20 protein-coding genes are annotated in these 21721 nt (G+C 49.1%); 6 read left to right on the top strand and 14 right to left on the bottom strand.

Going from position 1 to position 21721, the window contains the following annotated elements; translation table 11 throughout:
- Positions 1–79: 79 nt before the first annotated feature.
- On the top strand, positions 80–376 hold the full coding sequence (locus ABDW13_RS11825; RefSeq protein ID WP_343552748.1) for a YciI family protein: 297 nt from the start codon (positions 80–82) through the stop codon (positions 374–376).
- A 3-nt stretch (positions 377–379) separates the two neighbouring features.
- The gene (locus tag ABDW13_RS11820) at positions 380–550 is read left to right on the top strand and encodes a hypothetical protein (RefSeq protein WP_343552747.1); all 171 of its coding nucleotides are present in this window, start codon (positions 380–382) and stop codon (positions 548–550) included.
- A 16-nt stretch (positions 551–566) separates the two neighbouring features.
- On the opposite strand, the gene ABDW13_RS11815 is transcribed toward ABDW13_RS11820, so the two are convergent.
- Entirely contained in the window at positions 567–740 is a 174-nt protein-coding gene (locus ABDW13_RS11815; RefSeq protein ID WP_343552746.1) for a YciY family protein, read from the bottom strand.
- Positions 741–902: 162 nt separating this feature from the next.
- Here ABDW13_RS11815 and cls point away from each other — a divergent pair, with 162 nt between their 5' ends.
- Together cls and ABDW13_RS11805 are read left to right on the top strand one after the other, a co-directional pair.
- The gene (gene cls / locus ABDW13_RS11810) at positions 903–2363 is read left to right on the top strand and encodes a cardiolipin synthase (protein ID WP_343552745.1); all 1461 of its coding nucleotides are present in this window, start codon (positions 903–905) and stop codon (positions 2361–2363) included.
- 37 nt (positions 2364–2400) lie between these two features.
- Positions 2401–2730, top strand: coding sequence for an HI1450 family dsDNA-mimic protein (locus tag ABDW13_RS11805; RefSeq protein ID WP_343552744.1), 330 nt, complete (start codon positions 2401–2403; stop codon positions 2728–2730).
- 64 nt (positions 2731–2794) lie between these two features.
- Here ABDW13_RS11805 and oppF read toward each other — a convergent pair whose 3' ends face one another.
- From oppF to ABDW13_RS11770, 7 genes are all read right to left on the bottom strand, one after another.
- Positions 2795–3799 (bottom strand): murein tripeptide/oligopeptide ABC transporter ATP binding protein OppF, encoded by a 1005-nt coding sequence (gene oppF / locus ABDW13_RS11800; RefSeq protein ID WP_343552743.1) that lies wholly within the window; start codon positions 3797–3799, stop codon positions 2795–2797.
- Positions 3796–4812 (bottom strand): ABC transporter ATP-binding protein, encoded by a 1017-nt coding sequence (locus tag ABDW13_RS11795; protein WP_343552742.1) that lies wholly within the window; start codon positions 4810–4812, stop codon positions 3796–3798. The genes oppF and ABDW13_RS11795 overlap by 4 nt, the downstream gene beginning before the upstream one ends.
- Positions 4813–4823: 11 nt before the next feature.
- Positions 4824–5732: an oligopeptide ABC transporter permease OppC gene (gene oppC, locus ABDW13_RS11790; protein WP_007892380.1), complete on the bottom strand. Its 909-nt coding sequence runs from the start codon at positions 5730–5732 to the stop codon at positions 4824–4826.
- Positions 5733–5747: 15 nt separating this feature from the next.
- Positions 5748–6668 carry an oligopeptide ABC transporter permease OppB gene (gene oppB, locus ABDW13_RS11785; RefSeq protein ID WP_007892378.1) on the bottom strand — a complete coding sequence of 307 codons (921 nt, stop codon included), beginning with the start codon at positions 6666–6668 and terminating at the stop codon, positions 5748–5750.
- Positions 6669–6748: 80 nt separating this feature from the next.
- Positions 6749–8389 carry an oligopeptide ABC transporter substrate-binding protein OppA gene (oppA, locus tag ABDW13_RS11780; RefSeq protein ID WP_343552741.1) on the bottom strand — a complete coding sequence of 547 codons (1641 nt, stop codon included), beginning with the start codon at positions 8387–8389 and terminating at the stop codon, positions 6749–6751.
- A 159-nt stretch (positions 8390–8548) separates the two neighbouring features.
- Positions 8549–10183, bottom strand: coding sequence for an ABC transporter substrate-binding protein (locus ABDW13_RS11775; protein WP_343552740.1), 1635 nt, complete (start codon positions 10181–10183; stop codon positions 8549–8551).
- Between the two features lie 574 nt (positions 10184–10757).
- On the bottom strand, positions 10758–11405 hold the full coding sequence (locus ABDW13_RS11770) for a YchE family NAAT transporter (RefSeq protein WP_343552739.1): 648 nt from the start codon (positions 11403–11405) through the stop codon (positions 10758–10760).
- A gap of 443 nt (positions 11406–11848) precedes the next feature.
- Between ABDW13_RS11770 and adhE the strand changes: the two genes are divergently transcribed.
- Positions 11849–14524 carry a bifunctional acetaldehyde-CoA/alcohol dehydrogenase gene (gene adhE, locus ABDW13_RS11765; protein ID WP_343552738.1) on the top strand — a complete coding sequence of 892 codons (2676 nt, stop codon included), beginning with the start codon at positions 11849–11851 and terminating at the stop codon, positions 14522–14524.
- Between the two features lie 53 nt (positions 14525–14577).
- On the opposite strand, the gene tdk is transcribed toward adhE, so the two are convergent.
- The gene (tdk, locus tag ABDW13_RS11760) at positions 14578–15198 is read right to left on the bottom strand and encodes a thymidine kinase (protein ID WP_343552737.1); all 621 of its coding nucleotides are present in this window, start codon (positions 15196–15198) and stop codon (positions 14578–14580) included.
- A 413-nt stretch (positions 15199–15611) separates the two neighbouring features.
- Between tdk and hns the strand changes: the two genes are divergently transcribed.
- On the top strand, positions 15612–16019 hold the full coding sequence (hns, locus tag ABDW13_RS11755) for a histone-like nucleoid-structuring protein H-NS (RefSeq protein WP_343552736.1): 408 nt from the start codon (positions 15612–15614) through the stop codon (positions 16017–16019).
- Positions 16020–16115: 96 nt separating this feature from the next.
- On the opposite strand, the gene ABDW13_RS11750 is transcribed toward hns, so the two are convergent.
- The 5 genes from ABDW13_RS11750 to rssA all read right to left on the bottom strand — a co-directional run bounded on the left by ABDW13_RS11750 (position 16116) and on the right by rssA (position 21627).
- On the bottom strand, positions 16116–17123 hold the full coding sequence (locus ABDW13_RS11750) for an NAD-dependent epimerase (protein WP_343552735.1): 1008 nt from the start codon (positions 17121–17123) through the stop codon (positions 16116–16118).
- Positions 17124–17133: 10 nt separating this feature from the next.
- On the bottom strand, positions 17134–18477 hold the full coding sequence (locus ABDW13_RS11745) for a UDP-glucose/GDP-mannose dehydrogenase family protein (RefSeq protein ID WP_343552734.1): 1344 nt from the start codon (positions 18475–18477) through the stop codon (positions 17134–17136).
- 23 nt (positions 18478–18500) lie between these two features.
- Entirely contained in the window at positions 18501–19409 is a 909-nt protein-coding gene (gene galU, locus ABDW13_RS11740; RefSeq protein WP_343552733.1) for a UTP--glucose-1-phosphate uridylyltransferase GalU, read from the bottom strand.
- A 193-nt stretch (positions 19410–19602) separates the two neighbouring features.
- A complete protein-coding gene (rssB, locus tag ABDW13_RS11735; RefSeq protein WP_343552732.1) occupies positions 19603–20619 on the bottom strand; it encodes a two-component system response regulator RssB in 1017 nt (338 codons plus the stop codon).
- Between the two features lie 102 nt (positions 20620–20721).
- Positions 20722–21627: a patatin-like phospholipase RssA gene (gene rssA, locus ABDW13_RS11730; RefSeq protein ID WP_343552731.1), complete on the bottom strand. Its 906-nt coding sequence runs from the start codon at positions 21625–21627 to the stop codon at positions 20722–20724.
- Between the last annotated feature and the right edge of the window lie 94 nt (positions 21628–21721).

Here is a 21721-nt window from a genome sequence, read left to right as displayed (position 1 = left end):
TTATCTTTCGTTTGCACTCTGATTAACGATCACTTAACGTGTCACGCAATTTCGGCAAGTCTAACGGGAGTATCCCATCGTGCTTTACGTCATTTATGCGGAAGATACCGCTGATTCACTGGAAAAACGCAACTCGGTACGTCCCGCGCATCTTGCTCGTTTGCAGCTATTGCAAGATGAAGGTCGACTGATTGCAGCAGGTCCGTTGCCGGCTGTTGATAGTAACGATCCTGGCCCAGCAGGTTTTACCGGTTCGGTGATCATCGCCGAATTCTCTTCATTAGAAGTGGCAGAATCCTGGGCCAAGGATGATCCTTATATTGCCGCTGGCGTGTATGAAAAAGTGGCGGTGAAGCCGTTCAAACGCGTTTTCTAATCTATGTGGCAATCAGTTTTACTGCTGGTGGCGGTTCTCGCCCTCATTGGCAGAGCACTTTGGGTTTGGCGTCAGCAAGGCTGGCGCAACGCTCGCCAGCAAATTGTTATGATGATTGTGCTGGCGGCGGCATTGCAGTTAGTAAATGTCGTATTGGTGTTACGCGGCCATTAAACGCCGCGTAGTCCGATTAGAAAGTTTGCGCGATAAACAGAATGGAGCGGCGATGCTGCTGCGCCACCTGATGACGAATAGTGTGGATGCGTTTATAACGACGTGACTGCCCTTCCAGCCAACGCGCCCGACGGCGATGTACCTGACGTAACATTCTCCAGCGCGCCACTTCATTTTTGCTTCGTCTCATCACATCCTCTCAGACCGGCTAAACTCGGCAGGCATTATAAAGATCTGTTACGAAATGCCAAATCGAAAGCTTCATCGAACTGTCATCGACGATTAAAGGTTTCACTCCCTGAGATCAGCACGTAAACTTTGCTCAACAAAGCGCGAACAGGATGTCCACTTAATGACCACATTTTATACCCTTATCAGTTGGTTGCTAGTGTTTGGTTACTGGCTGCTGATTGCCGGTGTCACGCTACGCATCCTGATGAAACGTCGTGCGGTCACCTCAGCAATGGCCTGGCTGTTGATCATCTACATACTGCCGCTGGTGGGTATAATCGCCTACCTCTCCTTTGGTGAGCTGCACTTAGGCAAACGACGTGCTGAACGCGCCCGCACCATGTGGCCTTCAACCGCGAAATGGCTTAACGACCTCAAACAATGCCGCCACATCTTTGCCAGCGAACACAGCGATGTAGCGCAATCCTTGTTTGATCTCTGCCGTCATCGCCAGGGTGTGGCGGGAGTAAAAGGCAACCAGTTGCAATTACTCACCAGCGCCGATGACGTGATGCATGCATTGATTCGAGATATCCAACTCGCCCGTCACAACATCGAAATGGTGTTTTATATCTGGCAGCCAGGTGGATTTGCCGATGAAGTCGCCGAATCGTTGATGGCGGCCTCACGGCGTGGCGTGCACTGTCGGTTGATGCTGGATTCTGCCGGCAGCGTGGCCTTTTTCCGCAGCCCGTGGGCCAACATGATGCGCAATGCAGGTATCGATGTGGTTGAAGCGTTGCAGGTAAGCTTGCTACGTGTGTTCTTGCGCCGTATGGACTTGCGCCAGCATCGCAAAGTGGTGCTGATTGATAACTACATCGCCTACACCGGCAGCATGAATTTGGTTGATCCACGCTTCTTCAAACAAGATGCGGGCGTAGGACAATGGGTTGACCTGATGGCGCGTATGGAAGGCCCGGTGGCGACCACCATGGGCATTGTTTATGCCTGCGATTGGGAAATTGAAACCGGCAAACGCATTCTGCCCCCTGCACCGGATGGCAATGTGATGCCGTTTGAACAGGAAAGCGGCCATACCATTCAGGTGATCGCCTCTGGCCCCGGTTTCCCGGAAGATATGATTCATCAGGCGCTGCTGACAGCGGTCTATTCAGCGCGCGAGCAGTTGATCATGACCACGCCCTACTTTGTTCCCAGCGATGATCTGCTGCATGCCATTTGCACCGCCGCGTTGCGTGGCGTTGAAGTGAGCATTATTGTGCCTCGTCATAATGATTCGTTGCTGGTGGGCTGGGCTAGCCGTGCTTTCTTTACTGAATTGCTGGAAGCGGGCGTGAAGATTTATCAGTTCGAAGATGGCTTGCTTCACACCAAAAGCGTGCTGGTTGATGGACAATTGAGTTTAGTCGGTACCGTTAATCTGGATATGCGCAGTTTGTGGCTTAATTTTGAGATCACATTAGTAGTGGATGATGACGGTTTTGGCAGCGATCTCGCCACCGTACAAGATGACTACATTGCCCGTTCACGCTTACTGGACGGTGCGCGCTGGGCCAAACGTGCCTGGTGGCAACGTATCGTTGAACGACTGTTTTACTTCTTTAGTCCTTTACTGTAAAACGAGCGAAAATATTACCGCCTCAGGGCAAGCAGGAATGATCATGGATTTAAATAATCGCCTTACCGAAGATGAAACGCTGGAGCAGGCTTACGATATTTTTCTTGAGCTGGCCGGTGACAACCTTGACCCCGCTGACATCATTCTCTTTAATCTGCAATTTGAAGAACGTGGCGGCGCAGAACTGTTCGATCCTGCAGAAGATTGGCAGGAGCATGTGGATTTCGATCTCAACCCTGACTTCTTCGCCGAAGTGGTGATTGGATTGGGTGAAGCCGACGGTGAGCCGATTACCGATGTGTTTGCACGCGTCCTATTGTGCCGCGAGAAAGATCATAAACTCTGCCATATCCTGTGGCGTGAGTAAGCGACTGAACGATGTAAAAACGCCGGGCAATTGCCCGGCGTTTTCGTTTTGAGCGGATGGCTTATTATAACGGATCCACTTTCAAACAAGAAACCGCATGGCGGAAGCTGCCTTCCAGTAACGGACGCGTCTTGGCACACTCCGGTCCAGCAATCGGGCAACGCGTCCGAAACACACATCCCGATGGCGGATTAATCGGTGACGGCAATTCCCCTTCCAGCAACTGAATCTGCTTATTTTTCTCCAGATCCGGATCGGGAATCGGCACTGCTGACATCAGCGCACGCGTATACGGATGCTGCGGATTGTTATATACAGCATCATAAGTCCCCAACTCCACTGCATGGCCGAGATACATCACCAGCACGCGATCGGAGATGTGTTTTACCACTGCCAAATCGTGCGCGATGAAGATTAGCGACAAGCCCATTTCACGCTGCAATTTCTGCAACAGGTTCACCACCTGCGCCTGAATAGACACATCAAGCGCCGATACGGGTTCATCGCAAATGATCAATTTCGGTTCAAGGATCAAGGCGCGAGCAATGCCGATACGCTGACATTGGCCGCCAGAGAACTCATGCGGATAACGGTTGATGAGGTTAGGCAGCAAGCCCACCTTCATCATCATGGTTTTCACCTTGTCTTTTACTTCCTCGCGCGGCATCTTCGGATAGTAGGTGCGCAGCGGTTCAGCAATGATATCGCCAATTGTCATGCGCGGATTGAGCGATGCCAACGGATCCTGGAAGATCATTTGGATATCACTGCGCGCCTGACGCCACTCTTCCTGGCTTTGACCCAGCAAATCACGCCCTAACCATGCGACACGTCCTTCGGTGGCTTTCACCAGCCCGATGATGGCACGCGCTAACGTCGATTTACCGCAGCCCGATTCTCCGACCACGCCCAACGTTTCACCTTCGTACAGGCGCAGGCTGACACCATCCACCGCTTTCAGCATGTGCGGCGGCTGCCAGAACCACTGTTTGCCATCTTTAATCTCGAAATGCACCTTGAGATCGGCGATTTCCAGCAAGACTTTTTTCTCTTCAATAACGGTGCTCATACTAATTCCTCCACCGGCTTGAAGCAGGCACGCAACCGACCTTCGGCAAAAGGCTCAAGCGGCGGCGCTTTGGCGCAAATGTCCATCGCGTAGGCGCAACGCGGCTGGAACGGACAACCCTGCGGCAAGCGCAACAGGTTCGGCGGGTTGCCTGGGATAGTGGTGAGTGATTCCCCTTCTGCATCCAGGCGCGGCACCGCACTGAGCAGGCCAATTGAATACGGATGTGCAGGATGGTAGAACACATCACACGCGCGACCATACTCCATGGTGCGACCGGCATACATCACCAACACTTTGTCGCAAATCCCCGCCACCACGCCAAGGTCATGGGTGATCATCACAATTGCCGTATTGAACTCACGCTTCAGTTCGTTCAGCAATGTCATGATCTGTGCCTGCACCGTCACATCCAGTGCGGTGGTAGGTTCATCCGCAATCAGCAGTTTTGGTCTGCACAACAGCGCCATGGCGATCATCACACGCTGACGCATACCGCCGGAGAATTCGTGCGGGAACATCTTCATGCGCTTGCGTGCTTCCGGCATTTTTACCGCGTCCAGCATACGCACCGACTCTTCAAACGCCTGCGCGCTATTCATGCCTTTGTGCAGTTTAAGCACTTCCATCAACTGCTCACCGACGCGCATGTAAGGATTGAGCGACGTCATCGGATCCTGAAAAATCATCGCAATCTGCTCTGCGCGCAGCTTGTTTAGCTTGTTCTCAGGCAAATTAAGAATCTCTTCGCCATTAAACTTTGCTGAACCGCCAATACGGCCATTCTTCGCCAGCAGGCCCATCAAGGCAAATGCGGTTTGTGATTTACCCGAGCCGGATTCACCGACGATTCCCAGCGTTTCACCGGCATGCAGTGAAAAGTTGAGGTCGTTCACAGCAGTGACATCACCGTCATGAGTGCTAAAGGTAACGCGCAGATCTTTTACGTCCAGCAGCAGGTTACTGTTTCCCGCACGCGCAGCCATTGCTGGCTGAAATTCATGTATGGTCATCGGGAAACTCCTTAACGATCTTTCGGGTCGAGGGCATCACGCAAGCCATCGCCGATAAAGTTAAAACAGAACAGTGTCACCACAAGGAAACCGGCTGGGAACATCAGCAGCCACGGCGACACTTCCATCGAGTTAGCACCATCACTCAGCAACGCGCCCCAACTACTTAGCGGTTCTTGAGTGCCCAGACCAAGGAAACTGAGGAAGGATTCGAACAGAATCATGCTCGGCACCAGCAGCGAGGCGTATACCACCACCACACCGAGCACGTTCGGCACGATATGGCGCAGTACGATGTTAAAGGTGCTCACGCCGCCAACCTGCGCCGCTTCAATGAACTCTTTACGTTTCAGCCCTAGCGTCTGTCCGCGTACGATACGCGCCATATCCAGCCAGGACACCATGCCAATCGCGACAAAGATCAGCAGGATATTACGACCAAAAAAGGTCACCAGCAGGATGACGAAGAACATGAACGGGAAGGAGTTGAGGATTTCCAGAATACGCATCATGACTGAGTCAATCTTGCCACCGAGATAACCGGCTAATGAGCCATACAACGTACCCACCAGCACGGCAATAAGTGCTGAAGCAATTCCGACCATCAACGAGATACGACCGCCGATGGCTACACGCACCAGCAGATCGCGTCCCGATGAATCGGTACCAAACCAGTGTCCAGAAACGGTATCCGGCGCGGCAGACATCATTGCCCAATCGGTATCGTCGTATTTGAACTGTGACAACATCGGTGCGAACACCACGAACAACGTGATCACCAGCAACACCAGCAAGCTGATGAAGGCGGCACGGTTATGAATAAAGCGGCGACGCGCATCCTGCCACAGGCTGCGCCCTTCGACTTCCAGTTTTTCGCTGAAGGCATCCAGAGCTTCGCTGTTTTTCTTACTTAACATCATGGGCGAGCTCCACAATCAGTAACGGATTTTCGGATCGATCACGGCGTACAGCACGTCAACGATGGCGTTAAACAGAATGGTCAGCACACCAACCAGAATGGTCAGGCTCATTACCAGCGAATAGTCACGGTTTAAGGCACCGTTCACAAACAGCTGGCCGATACCTGGCAAACCATAGATCGATTCAATCACCATTGAGCCGGTGATGATGCCGACAAACGCGGGTCCCATATAAGAAAGTACCGGCAACATCGCTGGTTTCAGCGCGTGGCGCAACACGATACGACGCAGCGGTAAGCCTTTAGCACGTGCGGTGCGGATGAAGTTGGAGTGCATCACTTCGATCATTGAACCGCGAGTGATACGTGCGATGCTGGCGATGTATGCCAATGACAGCGCAACCATCGGCAACAGCATGTAATTCCATTGTCCGCCGTTCCAGCCGCCGCCCGGCAGCCAGCGTAAAGTAATCGCAAATACCAGCACCAGTAACGGTGCCACGACAAAGCTGGGGATCACCACGCCGGTCATCGCGACCCCCATCACGGCATAATCCCACAAACTGTTTTGCTTCAAGGCGGCAATAACACCGGCGGTTACACCCAACACCACTGCCAGGAAGAAGGCAGCCAAGCCGAGTTTTGCAGACACTGGGAATGCATGACCCACCAGATAATTCACTGAGTAATCTTTGTATTTAAACGATGGGCCAAAATCACCATGCGCCAACTGCACCAGATAGCTCAGATATTGTTTACCAATCGGATCGTTTAGGTGGTATTTCGCTTCGATATTGGCCATCACCTCAGGCGACAGCACACGTTCGCCGGTGAAAGGACTGCCGGGTGCCAGTCGCATCATGAAGAATGAGATGGTGATGAGGATAAATAGCGTCGGGATGGCTTCTAAAAGCCGACGCAGAATGAATTTTAACATTGCCGTACCTACCAGGCTGTTGCTTCACAAAGTAAAAAGGCGGTGCCGCAGCACCGCCACTGTCGATAGCCTGAGTGCTATTAATGTTTAATGATATACAGATTTTTATCGACGGTTTTATCCAGCGGATCGTTACCGGTGTAACCGCCGACGTATGGTTTCACCAGACGCGCGTTCACATAGTAATAAACCGGCACGATGGTGCTGTCTTTATCCAGGATCTGCTCCGCTTTCTGATAATCCGCTACGCGTGCTTTATCGTCTGCGGCTTTAACGGCATCGTGAATCACTTTATCGAAGTCAGCGCTCTTATAATGCGAGGTGTTACTGCTGCTGTCAGACAACATGATATTCAGGAACGACGTTGGCTCGTTGTAGTCCGCGCACCATGCCGCGCGTGACACGTCGAAGTTGCCCTGATGGCGGGTATCCAGGAAGGTTTTCCACTCCTGGTTTTCCAGCTTGATGTTCACACCAATGTTTTTCTTCCAGATCGAAGAGGCGGCAATGGCCAATTTCTTGTGCAGATCGGAAGTGTTGTACAGCAGGTTGAAAGTCAGCGGCTTATCAGCGGTATAACCGGCTTCGGCCAGCAGTTTTTTCGCTTCTTCGTTACGCTTGTTCTGATCCCACTTGAACCAATCCGGTGGCAGCAGTTCCATGCCATCTGTTGCTGGCGGTGTGAAGCTGTAAGCCGGTTGCTGACCTTGCGCCAGAACCTTGTTCACCATGATGTCGCGATCCAGACCGAGTTTCAGCGCGGTACGGACGCGTGGATCGGTAAATGGCGCTTTCTGGTTGTTGATTTCGTAGTAGTAGGTGCAGAGATATGGCTTAACCATCAGCTCTTTGCCGTTATCACGCTGTAATTTTTTAAACAGCTCAATTGGCATGTTGTTGTAGGTGATATCGCTGCCATTTTCTGAGAAGTAACGGTTTACGTCGCTGACTTCTGAGTTGATTGGCAGGAAGGTCACTTTGTTCAGCACGGTGTGCTCGTTATCCCAATATTCTGGGTTACGCACCAAAGTAACGCGCTCGTTAATCACGTGTGATTCGAGCTTGAATGCGCCGTTACCGACCCAGTTCTGCGGCTGCGTCCACTGATCGCCAAATTTATCGATCGCCGGTTTGTATACAGGCGACATCACTGAGTTGATCAGCAATTTGTAGAAATACGGAACAGGCTCGCTCAGCGTCACTTCCAGCGTGTGATCGTCGATGGCTTTTACGCCCAAATCGGAAGTTGGTTTTTTGCCGGCGATGATGTCATCAACATTGACGATATGGCCGTATTGAGGATAGCTGGCGTAAGGTGATGCCGTTTTTGGATCAACCAAACGCTGCCAGCTATAAACGAAATCTTGTGCGGTTACCGGCTCGCCGTTAGACCATTTGGCGTTTTTACGCAGGTGGAAAGTCCAGACTTTGAAATCTTTGTTTTCCCAGCTTTCCGCCACGCCCGGGACCGGTTTGCCATCGCTGTCGCTGGTGATCAAACCTTCATACAGATCACGCGCGATGTTGTCTTCAGGAACACCTTCAATTTTATGTGGGTCCAGCGACTGAACTTCGTCGCCGTTACCGCGCACCAACTCCTGTTTTGCTGCCAATTCAACGCCTGCTGGTACCGTTGCGGCCAGCGCGGCATTCCCTGCCAGCGCGCCGATTGCTGCTAATACGCCCGCAGCAATCAGGCTTTTTTTCGTGATGTTGTTCATTATTACGCTCCAGTTTTATTATCTTTACCAGGTCGATTGCTCGCCTGGCGTACCCTGTTGCCAGGTGATCTCTGCCTGTCTGAACAGAGATCCTCATCACCCTTCAGGGTTTACCACGGTAATGTGCCGCCCGACTGTAGCGCCGGATCACCACATTACTCAATGTTTCTTTATGTAATAGTATTGCAATCCCAGCATATCTTGCGGGTCTTTACCGGTAAAACCGCCCACCCAAGGTTTGACCAGTCGAACGCTAACCCGGTAATACACCGGAATAATTGCCGAATCTTTATCAAGTTGCGCTTCAGCTTGCTGATAAAGGGACGCGCGCTGCGCCTCATCCGCCACACTCAACGTTTGCTGCATGAGCTGATCAAAGGCGGGGCTTTGATAAAATGCGGTGTTGGTGGAAGAATTGCTCAATAGCATATTCAGGAAAGTCGATGGCTCGTTATAGTCGGCGCACCACGTTGCTCGAACCACGTCGTATTGCGCTTGATGACGCGTCTCCAGCAACGTTTTCCACTCTTGATTCTGCAACGTCACTACCGCACCCAAGTTCTTTTGCCACATCGACGCCGCAGCAATCGCTTGCCGCTTGTTCTGTTCCGAAGTGTTATATAGCAGGGTGAAACGCAGTGGATTTTGTTGATTAAAACCGGCTTCAGCCAGCAGCTGTTTAGCGCTCGCATTGCGCTCGGCTTGTGTTTGTTGCGACCAGGCTGGCGGAGAGAGAGTGATGCCATGAATAAACGGCGGCGTTAAACCATACGCAGGTATTTGACCTTGCCCCATGATTTTTTGCGCAATGATATCGCGATCAAGCGTTAGCTTCAGTGCCGTACGCACACGAACATCAGTAAACTGTGCTTTTTTGTTATTGATTTCATAGTAGAAAGTACACAACAGCGGGCTGACTTTCACTTCATCGCCAAGATCCTGATGTAGCTTTTTAAACATCTCCGGCGGCACAGCGCTGTTGGTCATATCGGTGCCGCCGCTGCGATAACGATTAATGTCGCTATTTTCTGAAGAGAGCGGCAAAAACACGCCCTCTTCAATCACGGTATGCGCATTGTCCCAATAATTAGGATTACGCTTCAGCACGATCTTTTCGTTCACCACCCACTCAGACAAGGTATACGCACCATTGCCCACATAATGTTGCGGTTGCGTCCATTGCTCGCCCCATTGCTCAATCGCCGGGCGATAAACAGGTTTCATGGCACTGTGTGCCAGCATGGCAACAAAATAGGGAACAGGCTCAGAAAGAGTGACTTGCAGATGACGATCGTCGAGCGCTTTAACGCCGAGTTGATTGAGAGTTGCTTTGCCCGACATCACCGCATCAACATTGGCAATATGGGCCGCCTGCAGATAGCTGGCGTAAGGTGAGGCGGTTTTTGGATTAGCCAGGCGTTGCCAACTGTAGACAAAATCATTCGCGGTGACTGGCTTGCCGTTGCTCCAGCGCGCATTATCGCGCAGGGTGAAGGTCCAAATGCGGCCCTGCTCACTCTGCCACTTCTCTGCCACACCCGGCACTACTTGACCGTTATTGTCGGTTTCAACCAGCCCTTCAAGCAAATTACGCATGACATTTGATTCTGGAACACCTTCGGCTTTGTGCGGATCTAACGTGGCCACTTCACTGCCGTTATTTATCACAATGCGTTGTGCATCTGATAATGGCGTACCTGCTGGAACTTGCGCTGCCTGGCTTTGAGCCAAAATTCCCGTGAGGCATAAAGCCAGCGCTGAACATGCCGTTATTTTCGCTGCCATGGATTTCATCAACAAATATCAACCTTAATCATAAACCCGATAGCCTGTAAGCAAGAAGCGTACACATTTGTCACTATCAGTTAAAAAATTTGCGATGTGCCGAAAATTATCAGAACAAATGCCCGCACGCCAAAGCTAAACTACAAAAATGTTAGCGGATTCTCTTTTATCACGTTCGCCTGAACAGGAAAAGTGTTAATTATCAATGTGAATTATCTAGTAATATATTGATTAAATTGATATTTAACCAATATTTGTCGATGTTTTAGCCTTAATCTTTTAAAACTCATAACATTTACTCATTAAGCTATAAAAAAATGTCTACACCGCATAATTCGTTATTAAATACGATACTAAGTGTTCTGTAATGCTAGCTAATAAAAATTATGTAGAGCAATTAACTGTGACTATCATCACAATCTTCTGTGAAATTGATACTGAGTGAAATTAGGTAAGTAGTAAAAGTGATGGTTGAAGAAGTGAGTTAAGCAGCATGAATTAAAGCATCATATCGGTGCAATAAAAAACCATATTGCACCAATTTGGTTCACAACATTGAGTCGCGGGGAAAAATAACCGGCATTTAATTCAATAAACCTGGGAAAATTGATTTCATCCCAGTAACGATGAATTCGATGCCTAATGCCATCAGCAATAGGCCCATGATACGGGTAATAACGTTGATGCCAGTTTGACCCAATACGCGAACCATTAACGGTGCAGCACGGAACAGCAACCAACAACAAAACGCAAAAATAGCAATCGCAAGACTAAAACCAATCAGGTTTTGCCAACTATGATAGCGGGTGCTCCACACAATGGTGGAACTGATGGCACCCGGTCCCGCCATCAACGGCAAAGCTAACGGCACCACGCCAATACTTTCACGGATCGCGCTTTCTGATTTCTCCTGCTTATTCTGCTTATCTTCACCCAGCTTCCCGCTAATCATCGACATGGCAATAGTCACCACCAGAATGCCGCCGGCAATCCGGAATGAATCGATTGAGATACCAAACACGTGAAGAATGCCATCACCCAAAAATAAGGATGTCCAGAGAATAATCGCAACGGCCAGATTCGCCGTCAGGTTGGTTTTGTTGCGCTCAACCACACCCTGGTAACTGGTCATGCTGATAAAAACAGGGATGATGCCTACCGGATTAACCAGAGCAAATAGACCGACAAAAAATTTAATGTAGCCGGAAAGGTCAAGTAACACAGGATTCAAAATGGGCTCCGGGAAGGTTCAGGATAAAATCGCGCTTAATGTAGTGCATAAGCCGGGCATAAAACCAGAGGGTTACGCAGAAATTTATGCTACTAAAAACATTAATAACCAGTTCATTCAACTACTGTTAATTCCCCGTTATCGCGATGAAGCTGAAGCGTGCTGATTGTGTGGCACACCTCGCTAACTTTACTTGCAAAAGTTGGTGCTGAAAGGTGTCAGCTTGGGCTTGAATTGATCTGCATCAAAATTCACCTACCCCATCAGGGGTAATCTTACCGCATCGAAACCACTTCTGAGCATTAAGCATCTTGACCAGGAAACCCTTTTAGTAAGCAAACGCAAATCATGGCTAACCTGACCAATATATAAGCATAGCGCGACTATACTTCTGGACTCAGGCTTGTTTACTAAAAGAGTTTAACTTCCTTCAGGAGAGCACTATGGCCGTTACTAATGTTGCCGAATTAAATGCACTGGTTGAGCGTGTTAAAAAGGCACAGCGTGAGTACGCTAATTTTAGTCAGGAACAAGTTGATGCAATTTTCCGCGCTGCCGCCCTCGCCGCCGCAGATGCCCGTATTCCTCTGGCCAAAATGGCTGTCGCAGAATCTGGTATGGGTATTGTTGAAGACAAAGTGATCAAAAACCACTTCGCCTCTGAATACATTTACAACGCCTATAAAGATGAAAAAACCTGCGGTATTCTCGCTACCGACGACACTTTCGGTACTATCACCATCGCTGAGCCGATTGGTCTGATTTGCGGTATCGTTCCAACTACCAACCCAACTTCTACTGCGATCTTTAAAGCGTTAATCAGCCTGAAAACGCGTAACGGCATCATCTTCTCTCCACATCCGCGTGCCAAAGATGCGACCAATAAAGCAGCTGATATTGTACTGCAAGCCGCCATTGCCGCAGGTGCACCAAAAGATATCATCGGCTGGATTGATGTCCCTTCTGTTGAGCTGTCGAACCAATTAATGCATCACCCAGATATTAACCTGATCCTTGCAACCGGCGGACCGGGCATGGTGAAAGCGGCATACAGCTCTGGTAAACCAGCGATTGGTGTGGGTGCCGGTAACACCCCAGTGGTTATCGATGAAACGGCTGATATTAAACGTGCAGTCGCTTCCATCCTGATGTCAAAAACTTTCGATAACGGCGTAATTTGTGCTTCAGAGCAATCCGTTATTGTGGTGGATTCAGCTTACGATGCCGTACGTGAACGCTTCGCCAGCCATGGCGGCTACATGCTGCAAGGCAAAGAGCTCAAAGCTATTCAGGATATCATCTTAAAAAATGGTGCTCTGAACGCGGCAATCGTTGGACAACCCGCAACCAAAATTGCTGAGCTGGCGGGAATCAGCGTGCCAGCCACCACCAAGATTCTGATTGGTGAAGTGAAGTTGGTTGATGAATCTGAACCGTTTGCCCACGAAAAATTATCTCCAACTTTAGCCATGTATCGTGCGAAGGATTACCACGACGCAGTAGATAAAGCAGAGAAATTAGTGACGATGGGCGGTATCGGTCATACCTCTTGCCTCTACACCGACCAGGACAACCAGATTGAACGCGTGCATTACTTTGGCGACAAGATGAAGACCGCGCGTATCCTGATCAACACCCCTGCTTCACAAGGTGGTATCGGCGACCTGTATAACTTCAAGCTGGCTCCGTCTCTGACGCTGGGCTGTGGTTCATGGGGTGGTAACTCCATTTCTGAAAACGTGGGACCTAAACATCTCATCAACAAGAAAACCGTGGCCAAGCGAGCTGAAAATATGTTGTGGCATAAACTTCCGAAGTCTATTTACTTCCGCCGTGGTTCACTGCCAATCGCGCTGGAAGAAGTGGCAACTGACGGTGCAAAACGCGCCTTCATCGTGACTGACCGCTTCCTGTTCAACAACGGTTATGCCGACCAGGTGACTCGCGTACTCAAATCACACGGTATCGAAACTGAAGTGTTCTTTGAAGTTGAAGCCGACCCAACACTCAGCATCGTGCGTAAAGGTGCAGAGCAGATGAACAGCTTCAAACCTGACGTCATCATCGCTCTTGGCGGCGGTTCACCGATGGATGCCGCAAAAATTATGTGGGTGATGTACGAACATCCGGAAACGCATTTCGAAGAGTTGGCCCTGCGCTTCATGGATATTCGTAAACGTATCTACAAATTCCCGAAAATGGGTGTGAAGGCGCGCATGGTTGCCATCACCACCACTTCCGGTACTGGTTCTGAAGTTACGCCGTTTGCCGTGGTAACCGATGACGCAACCGGTCAAAAATATCCATTGGCGGATTACGCGCTCACTCCAGATATGGCGATTGTTGATGCTAACCTGGTGATGGATATGCCACGTTCACTGTGTGCATTTGGTGGTCTGGATGCGGTAACCCACTCACTTGAAGCTTACGTTTCAGTATTAGCGAACGAGTATTCTGATGGTCAGGCACTGCAAGCACTGAAACTGCTGAAAGAGAACCTGCCGGCGAGCTATCGTGATGGCGCTAAGAATCCTGTAGCCCGCGAACGTGTTCACAATGCTGCAACCATCGCAGGTATCGCGTTTGCGAATGCCTTCTTGGGTGTTTGCCACTCAATGGCGCACAAACTGGGATCTGAGTTCCACATTCCACACGGTTTAGCTAATGCCCTGCTGATTTCGAACGTTATCCGTTATAACGCGAATGACAACCCAACTAAGCAGACGGCTTTCAGCCAGTACGATCGCCCACAGGCACGTCGTCGTTACGCTGAGATTGCCGACCATTTGGGTCTGTCAGCTGCTGGTGACCGTACAGCTCAGAAAATTGAGAAATTGCTGGCATGGTTGGAAGAGATGAAAACCCAACTGGGGATCCCAACCTCAATCCGTGAAGCTGGCGTGCAGGAAGCTGATTTCCTCGCTAAAGTCGATAAATTGGCTGAGGATGCATTTGATGACCAATGTACTGGCGCCAACCCACGTTATCCGCTGATTGCTGAACTGAAACAAATTATGCTGGATACCTTCTACGGCCGTGAATTCTCAGAGTCGCTTGATGAGAAAGTTGTGGAGAGTAAAGCTGAGCTGAAAGTTGAGAAAAAAGCGAAAAAAGTTTAAATAACGCTAATGAAAAAACCCGCTTCGGCGGGTTTTTTTATGCGGCTAGAGAGCTAGACCTGAGGAGGCTGTGATCCATATATCGCTTTCAACGAACCTTCGTCTATCGCTTGTTTATAATGTTTGCGACACACCGAAATATAACGTTCGTTTCCGCCAATAACCACTTGTTCACCTTCACTGAAGGGCTTGCCGCTCGCGTCCAGTCGCAAAACCATGCTCGCTTTGCGTCCACAATGGCAGATGGTTTTAAGTTCAACCAGCTTGTCAGCCCAAGCCAGCAAATATTGACTGCCAACAAATAGCTCACCACGAAAATCGGTGCGTAAGCCATAACAGAGAACCGGAATATCAAGATTATCGACGACATCCGATAACGCTTTAACCTGTTCACGCGTCAGGAACTGGCTTTCGTCAACGAGTACACAATGCACCGGTTGTTTAGCGTGTTCATCGGCGATTTCCTGATCTAATTTCGTTTCAGCGTTATATAAAAATGCAGGAGACGACAGGCCAATTCGGGAACTGACTTTGCCGGCACCAAAGCGATCATCAATTTCGGCAGTGTACACCAACGAACGCATGCCACGTTCATGATAGTTATAGGAAGACTGAAGCAAAGCTGTTGATTTACCCGCATTCATTGCTGAGTAATAAAAATAAAGTTGAGCCATAAGCAAAATCTCATCGCAGCCTAAATCTGATGCGCCGCAGTTTATCACAAACCTTTATAACTGTAGTGATGCATTGTTTTTATCGAATGCTTAAATTAACTTCACCTGCAAGCGTCAAATCTCCAGCAGACGTCAAAGACAGCACGTTTTGATAAAGCAGAGATGATGGCTAAACTTTATTCATTACTATTCCGGAAGAAGCATAATGATTGGTGTGGAACTTTACGGCCTGAAACTCGGTTTAACTAAAAAAGATTACCGATTCAATAATTATATTTACTCTTGCCTTCTAAAAGTTAGCCATTTTTTTATTTTACGTTTTGCTTTTAAATCTGGCTATTGCAGTTATTTTTTTGCACCACTATTATGAGTCGGCAGAACAACTCCATTTAATATATTTTGAGATTAGGACAATGAGCGAAGCACTTAAAATTCTTAATAATATCCGTACATTGCGCGCGCAGGCTCGGGAATGCTCTCTGGAAACGTTAGAAGAGATGCTGGAAAAACTCGAAGTTGTGGTGAATGAGCGTCGTGAAGAAGATACTCATGCGCAAGCGGAAAACGCGGAGCGTACCCGTAAACTGGAGCAGTATCGCGAGATGCTGATTGCCGACGGCATCGATCCTAATGAGTTATTACAAGCGCTTTCTGAAACCAAAGCACCGGGCAAAGCTAAGCGTGCTGCACGTCCTGCTAAATATTCTTATGTTGACGAAAATGGTGAAAACCGTACGTGGACGGGCCAGGGTCGCACACCAGCAATGATTAAAAAAGCAATTGAAGAACAAGGTAAACAGTTGGACGATTTCTTATTGTAATCGTTTCGATGCTTCGGATTGTGGTGAGTTAAAACTCATTCACTTTTGACCAGGTAAGAAAAAAGGAAGCATCTAGCTTCCTTTTTTTATGTACGTTTATTGTTGGTAGAAGTGACGATACCAATCAACAAACTGTTGCACGCCCTGCTCTACTCCGGTTTGCGGACGGAAATTAATCGCATCATAGAGCGGTTGCGTATCTGCGCTGGTTCCTAACACGTCGCCGGGTTGCATTGGCAACATATTTTTCTTAGCCTCAATACCCAACGCCTTTTCAAGTGATTGAATATACGTCATCAAACTCGTCGGCTGGCTATTGCCAATATTATAAACCTTATAAGGTGCAGAACTGCTGGCGGTTGAACCGGTTTCCACCGTCCACTTATCATCTGGCAGTGGAATAACATCCTGCAAACGGACGATGGCTTCAGCAATATCATCAATATAGGTAAAATCGCGCGTCATTTGACCATTGTTGTAAACATCAATCGATTCACCGGCCAACATCGCACGGGTAAATTTAAACAGCGCCATATCCGGGCGGCCCCAAGGACCATACACGGTGAAAAAGCGTAATCCCGTTGTGGGTAATTGGTACAAATGGGAGTAACTGTGCGACATCAATTCGTTAGCTTTTTTGGTCGCCGCATAGAGAGAGACCGGATGGTCAACGGAATCGTCCGTTGAGAAAGGCATTTTACTATTCAATCCATAGACGGAACTGGATGAAGCATATAAGAGGTGGCCAATTTTATGATGACGACAACCCTCAAGAATATTGAGATGTCCGATCAAGTTGGCTTCCGCATAAGCATGCGGGTTAGCGATGGAATAACGTACTCCTGCTTGTGCGCCTAAATGAATAACGCGCTCAAATGCATGTTCGGAAAATAAAGAAGAAATGGCCTGGCGATCCGCCAGGTCCATTTTTACAAAAATAAAATCAGGATGTTGCGTAATCTGATCTAAGCGAGCTTGTTTAAGGCTGACATCATAATAGTCATTCAGATTGTCGATACCTACAACCTGGTGACCGGCCGCCAGCAAGCGCTGACTTACGTGAAAACCAATAAAACCTGCCGCGCCTGTGACCAGAAACTTCATACATCCCTCATTATTCTACGATTTGAATTGACGCTCCGCGGCCGATTGCATAATACGTAAAGCCGCGTTTGCTGATACGCTCTGGATCATACAGGTTACGACCATCAAAAATCACGGGTTGTTTTAACGCGGATTTGATGACATCGAAATCTGGCGCACGGAAGTTTTGCCATTCAGTACAGATGACTAAGCCATCTGCGCCTTGCAGCGCCGCTTCTTTGGTACCCATCAACTTCAAATCGTCGCGATGGCCGTAAACTCGCTGTGCTTCATCCATTGCTTCTGGATCAAATGCCTGCACTGTCGCACCGGCTTCCCACAAGGTTTCCATCAGCACACGGCTTGATGCTTCACGCATATCGTCAGTGTTTGGTTTAAACGCCAGTCCCCAGAGAGCAAACGTTTTGCCGCGCAGGTCGTCGCCAAAATGGCGCTTGATAAAGCTTGGCAACTTGTTCTTCTGTGAATCGTTGACATCTTCTACCGCTTGCAGCAAACGTGGCGTGTAACCGATTGACTCAGCAGTACGAATCAGTGCCTGCACGTCTTTTGGGAAACATGAACCACCGTAACCACAACCTGGATAGATGAAGTGATAACCGATACGGGAATCTGAACCAATCCCCTGGCGCACTTTCTCAACGTCGGCTCCCAAACGTTCTGCCAGGTTGGAAATTTCGTTCATAAAGCTGATTTTGGTGGCCAGCATGCAGTTAGCCGCATACTTAGTCAGCTCAGCGCTGCGAATATCCATCAAAATCATACGATCGTGATTACGGTTAAACGGCTCATAAAGTTCACGAAGCAGCTCAACAACGTCTTCATTATCGGTACCAATAACGATGCGCTCCGGACGCATACAGTCACTAACCGCAGCACCTTCTTTCAGGAATTCCGGATTTGAAACGACATCAAAGGCGATATTAACATCGCGCTTTTGCAGAGTTTCAGTCATTACCGCACGAACGCGATCTGCAGTACCCACCGGTACCGTAGATTTGTCGATAACAACTTTATGATCGCTCATGTGCTGCGCAATAGTGCGCGCAACCGCAGTCACATATTTCAGGTCGGCAGAACCGTCTTCATCGGGTGGTGTACCCACAGCGATGAACTGCATTACGCCATGATTTACGCCTTCTTCCGCATTGGTGCTGAACTTGAGACGACCCGACTCGTAATTCGACATTACCAGCGGTGTCAGGCCCGGTTCAAAAATCGGAATGTGGCCTTTCTTTAAGTTTTCGACTTTCTTTTCGTCGACATCAATACAGAGAACGTCATGTCCGACTTCGGCCAACACCGCAGCCTGAACCAGACCGACATAGCCGATACCAAATACAGTGACTTTCATTGAATTATCCTGTGTTTATTGAGTTACTTTTTGTTGCCTACCGCGCCTTCGAGCCATTGGGTGAAATCTTTACCCAATACTGGATGGCGAACGCCGTACTCAACAAATGCTTGCATGTAACCCAGTTTGTTACCGCAGTCGTGGCTAACACCGGTCAGGTGATAAGCTTCAACGGTTTCTTTTTCCATCAGCATAGCAATGGAGTCAGTCAACTGAACTTCGCCGCCTGCGCCCGGAGGGGTTTTCGCCAGCAGTGGCCAGATTTCTGCAGACAGCACGTAACGACCCACTACTGCCAGGTTTGAAGGTGCTTCAGCAGCTTTTGGTTTCTCAACCACACCCACCATTGGCGCGCTTTCACGCGGACCAATATCTGCGCCCTGGCAGTCAACCACACCGTAAGCAGTCACGTCAGCAACTGGCTCAACCATGATCTGGCTACGGCCGCTCTCTTCATAGCGCGCCAGCATTTCTGCCAGGTTTTCTGTTGCTGGATTAGATTCGTATTCGTCGATGATTACGTCTGGCAGGATTACGGCAAATGGCTCATCACCGATCAGTGGATGTGCGCACATTACCGCGTGGCCCAAACCTTTCGCGATACCCTGACGAACCTGCATAATAGTTACGTGTGGCGGGCAAATAGATTGGATTTCATCCAACAGCTGACGCTTAACACGTTTTTCCAGCATAGATTCCAGCTCAAAACTGGTATCAAAGTGGTTTTCGATGGCGTTTTTAGAAGAGTGGGTAACCAGTACAATTTCGTTAATGCCTGCAGCAATACACTCATTCACGACATACTGGATCAACGGCTTATCGACCAGCGGTAACATCTCTTTTGGAATAGCTTTAGTCGCAGGCAGCATACGCGTACCAAGACCTGCAACAGGGATTACCGCTTTTTTTACTTTAGTCTTATAGGCAGACATCTAAATACCTCTCTTAATAGGCCGTTCAAGTTAATACTTGATATGTCGGTTTAAAAACGAAATGAGTATACCAGTTACTATCAGACGGATTTATCCTGGATGGAGTTAATCCGCGGAATTTAAGACTATTACCCAAGTGTAAAGCTTAGCTTTGGCCCTGTCTTCAACCCGCGAAAAATTTAAATCTGATGGGTCATTCTTCAGCTGAAAGCATCAGACGAAGCCTGCCGCCGGCACCCCAAATGTGGCATTGCCAGGCATCGGCACGTTGGCTGATTTGATTAAGATGCGTGCTGCCCATAGTACCAAGCGGCACGCCATTACTGAGTTGAATCTGGTGGGTATTAATGTGCAAAGTCGCGTTGAGCCCGGCGGAAACCAAAATCAGGTTTTTTAATTGCCGATGGTAATAGCCGACCAACAGTGGAAATTGGCCGCTGAGATTGGCTTGACGTAGCAGCATGTTAACCTGCCGCAACAGCCCATTTAATTCAGGCAATCGTTGCTTTTGTCCGGAGAGTTGTTCCTGTAGCAAACCGTTAAATAACGCACGTAATAACAGCGCAGCAAGCACACCATTATCTCCCGCGCGAGTCACATCCAGGCAATAGAAAGCCAGATCGTTTTCAGAGAGAGCGGCAATATCCAGCACCAGCCCCGGCTGCTCAGCCATCGTCAACTGGCGATAATTGATGCGACAATTTGCAATTGTCTGCTGTACTGGCGGTTGTAATTGTTTAAGTAATTTTGATGCCGCCGTAGGATCGCTGACCAACGCATCCCAATCCTGAAAAAGCTGTTCATCCTCCTCCACTTTCGACGTGAACATGGAGGGATAAAGGCATTCAAACACCGCTTCGCGAAAACGCTCAAGGTTTTTCAACGGCTTAAGCAATACATCTTGCACACCAAGCCGTAAAACATGGGCAATGTCCGCCATATTTTGCGTAGCTGAGATAATTAGGATCGGCACATTATTGCCGCGACTGCGGATGCGCTCAACAAAGGGAATGCCGCCCATGCGTGGCATTTCGAGATCGCAAATCACCAAATCCACTGATTGCGCGGACAGCAAGGTTAAACCATCCAAACCATCGCCAGCCTCCAGCGTGCTGGCGCCCAAATGCGTCAATAAGTTGTCGATCAATGAACGGAAAACGACCTCATCTTCGACAATGAGTATCTTTTTGCCGATTAGCGGTTTTTCCATTCTCTCCCCCTGCGTACCAGATATTTCAATAGTGGTTCATAAAATGCAGTTGTGCCTTTCAGAATTGACTGAAGTAACAACTTCGGTGAATGAACAACCAGACTATCTGCCACGGACCAGCGGTAATAGTTCATCCATTTTTTTCTCAACAGCGGCTTTACCTGCCGCGATGGCTTCTTCTGCACGATGAAAGTCCAAAGTAGAAATTTGCGGACAAAACGGCTGGATAAGCACATCCGGCGGATCGCCTGCCATGCGATTTCGTTTTAGGCGATTTTCCAAAACCTGGATCGATGTCGACATGATCTCCATCGCACCTGGCGTTTGATTAGCGCGGCGCTGCGTCATGCCGATGAGGCGTTGGCGCAATTTTTTACCCCAGCTCAGCGCTTCTGCCGCCGCCGCTTCTTCACCACTTTGTGGCGTTACTGACAGCAGATCTTGCTGCATCAAATGCGCGTCGTGCTGCAAATCAACAGCAATGACGATATCTGCACCCAAGGCTCGCGTTAACGAAATAGGCACCGGATTAACCACTGCGCCATCCACCAGCCAATAACCGTTGTAGGCAATGGGTGGTAACAAGCCTGGCATACTACAAGAAGCACGCACTGCCTGATGTAAATCACCTTCGGTTAACCACACTTCTCGCCCGGTGCTCAAATTGGTTGCAACTACACCGAATGGTTTCTTGCAGTCATCAATCAGTTCATTGGGTATCAGCTCGCGGATGTGGCTAAACACGCGATCTCCGCGCAGCAATCCGCCGCGTTGCCAGGAGAGATCCATCAAGCGGATGACATCCCAATAACGGAACGCGCTGACCCACTTTTCCATCACGCCGAGCCGGCCATTAACGTAGGCTGAGCCGACCAGCGCGCCTACAGAGCAGCCTGCAACCACGTCGATTTCAATGCCAGCCCGTTCTAGCGCATTAATTACACCAATGTGCGACCAGCCTTTAGCGGCACCTGAACCCAATGCCAGCCCAATCTTTACTTTTCTCATCTCACCTCGTGATGGGTTTGGTACATAGCATCACGCCTGACAGTCGGCTAACATAGCGCACGCTTTAATTTACTTTAATCACTTCCAGGAGATG

Origin of the sequence: Pantoea sp. (genome assembly GCF_039594315.1) — a bacterium.
Taxonomy (GTDB): Bacteria; Pseudomonadota; Gammaproteobacteria; order Enterobacterales; family Enterobacteriaceae; genus Pantoea.
The sequence above is the reverse complement of the archived record's forward strand: the minus strand, read 5'-3'. Positions and strand labels throughout refer to the sequence as shown.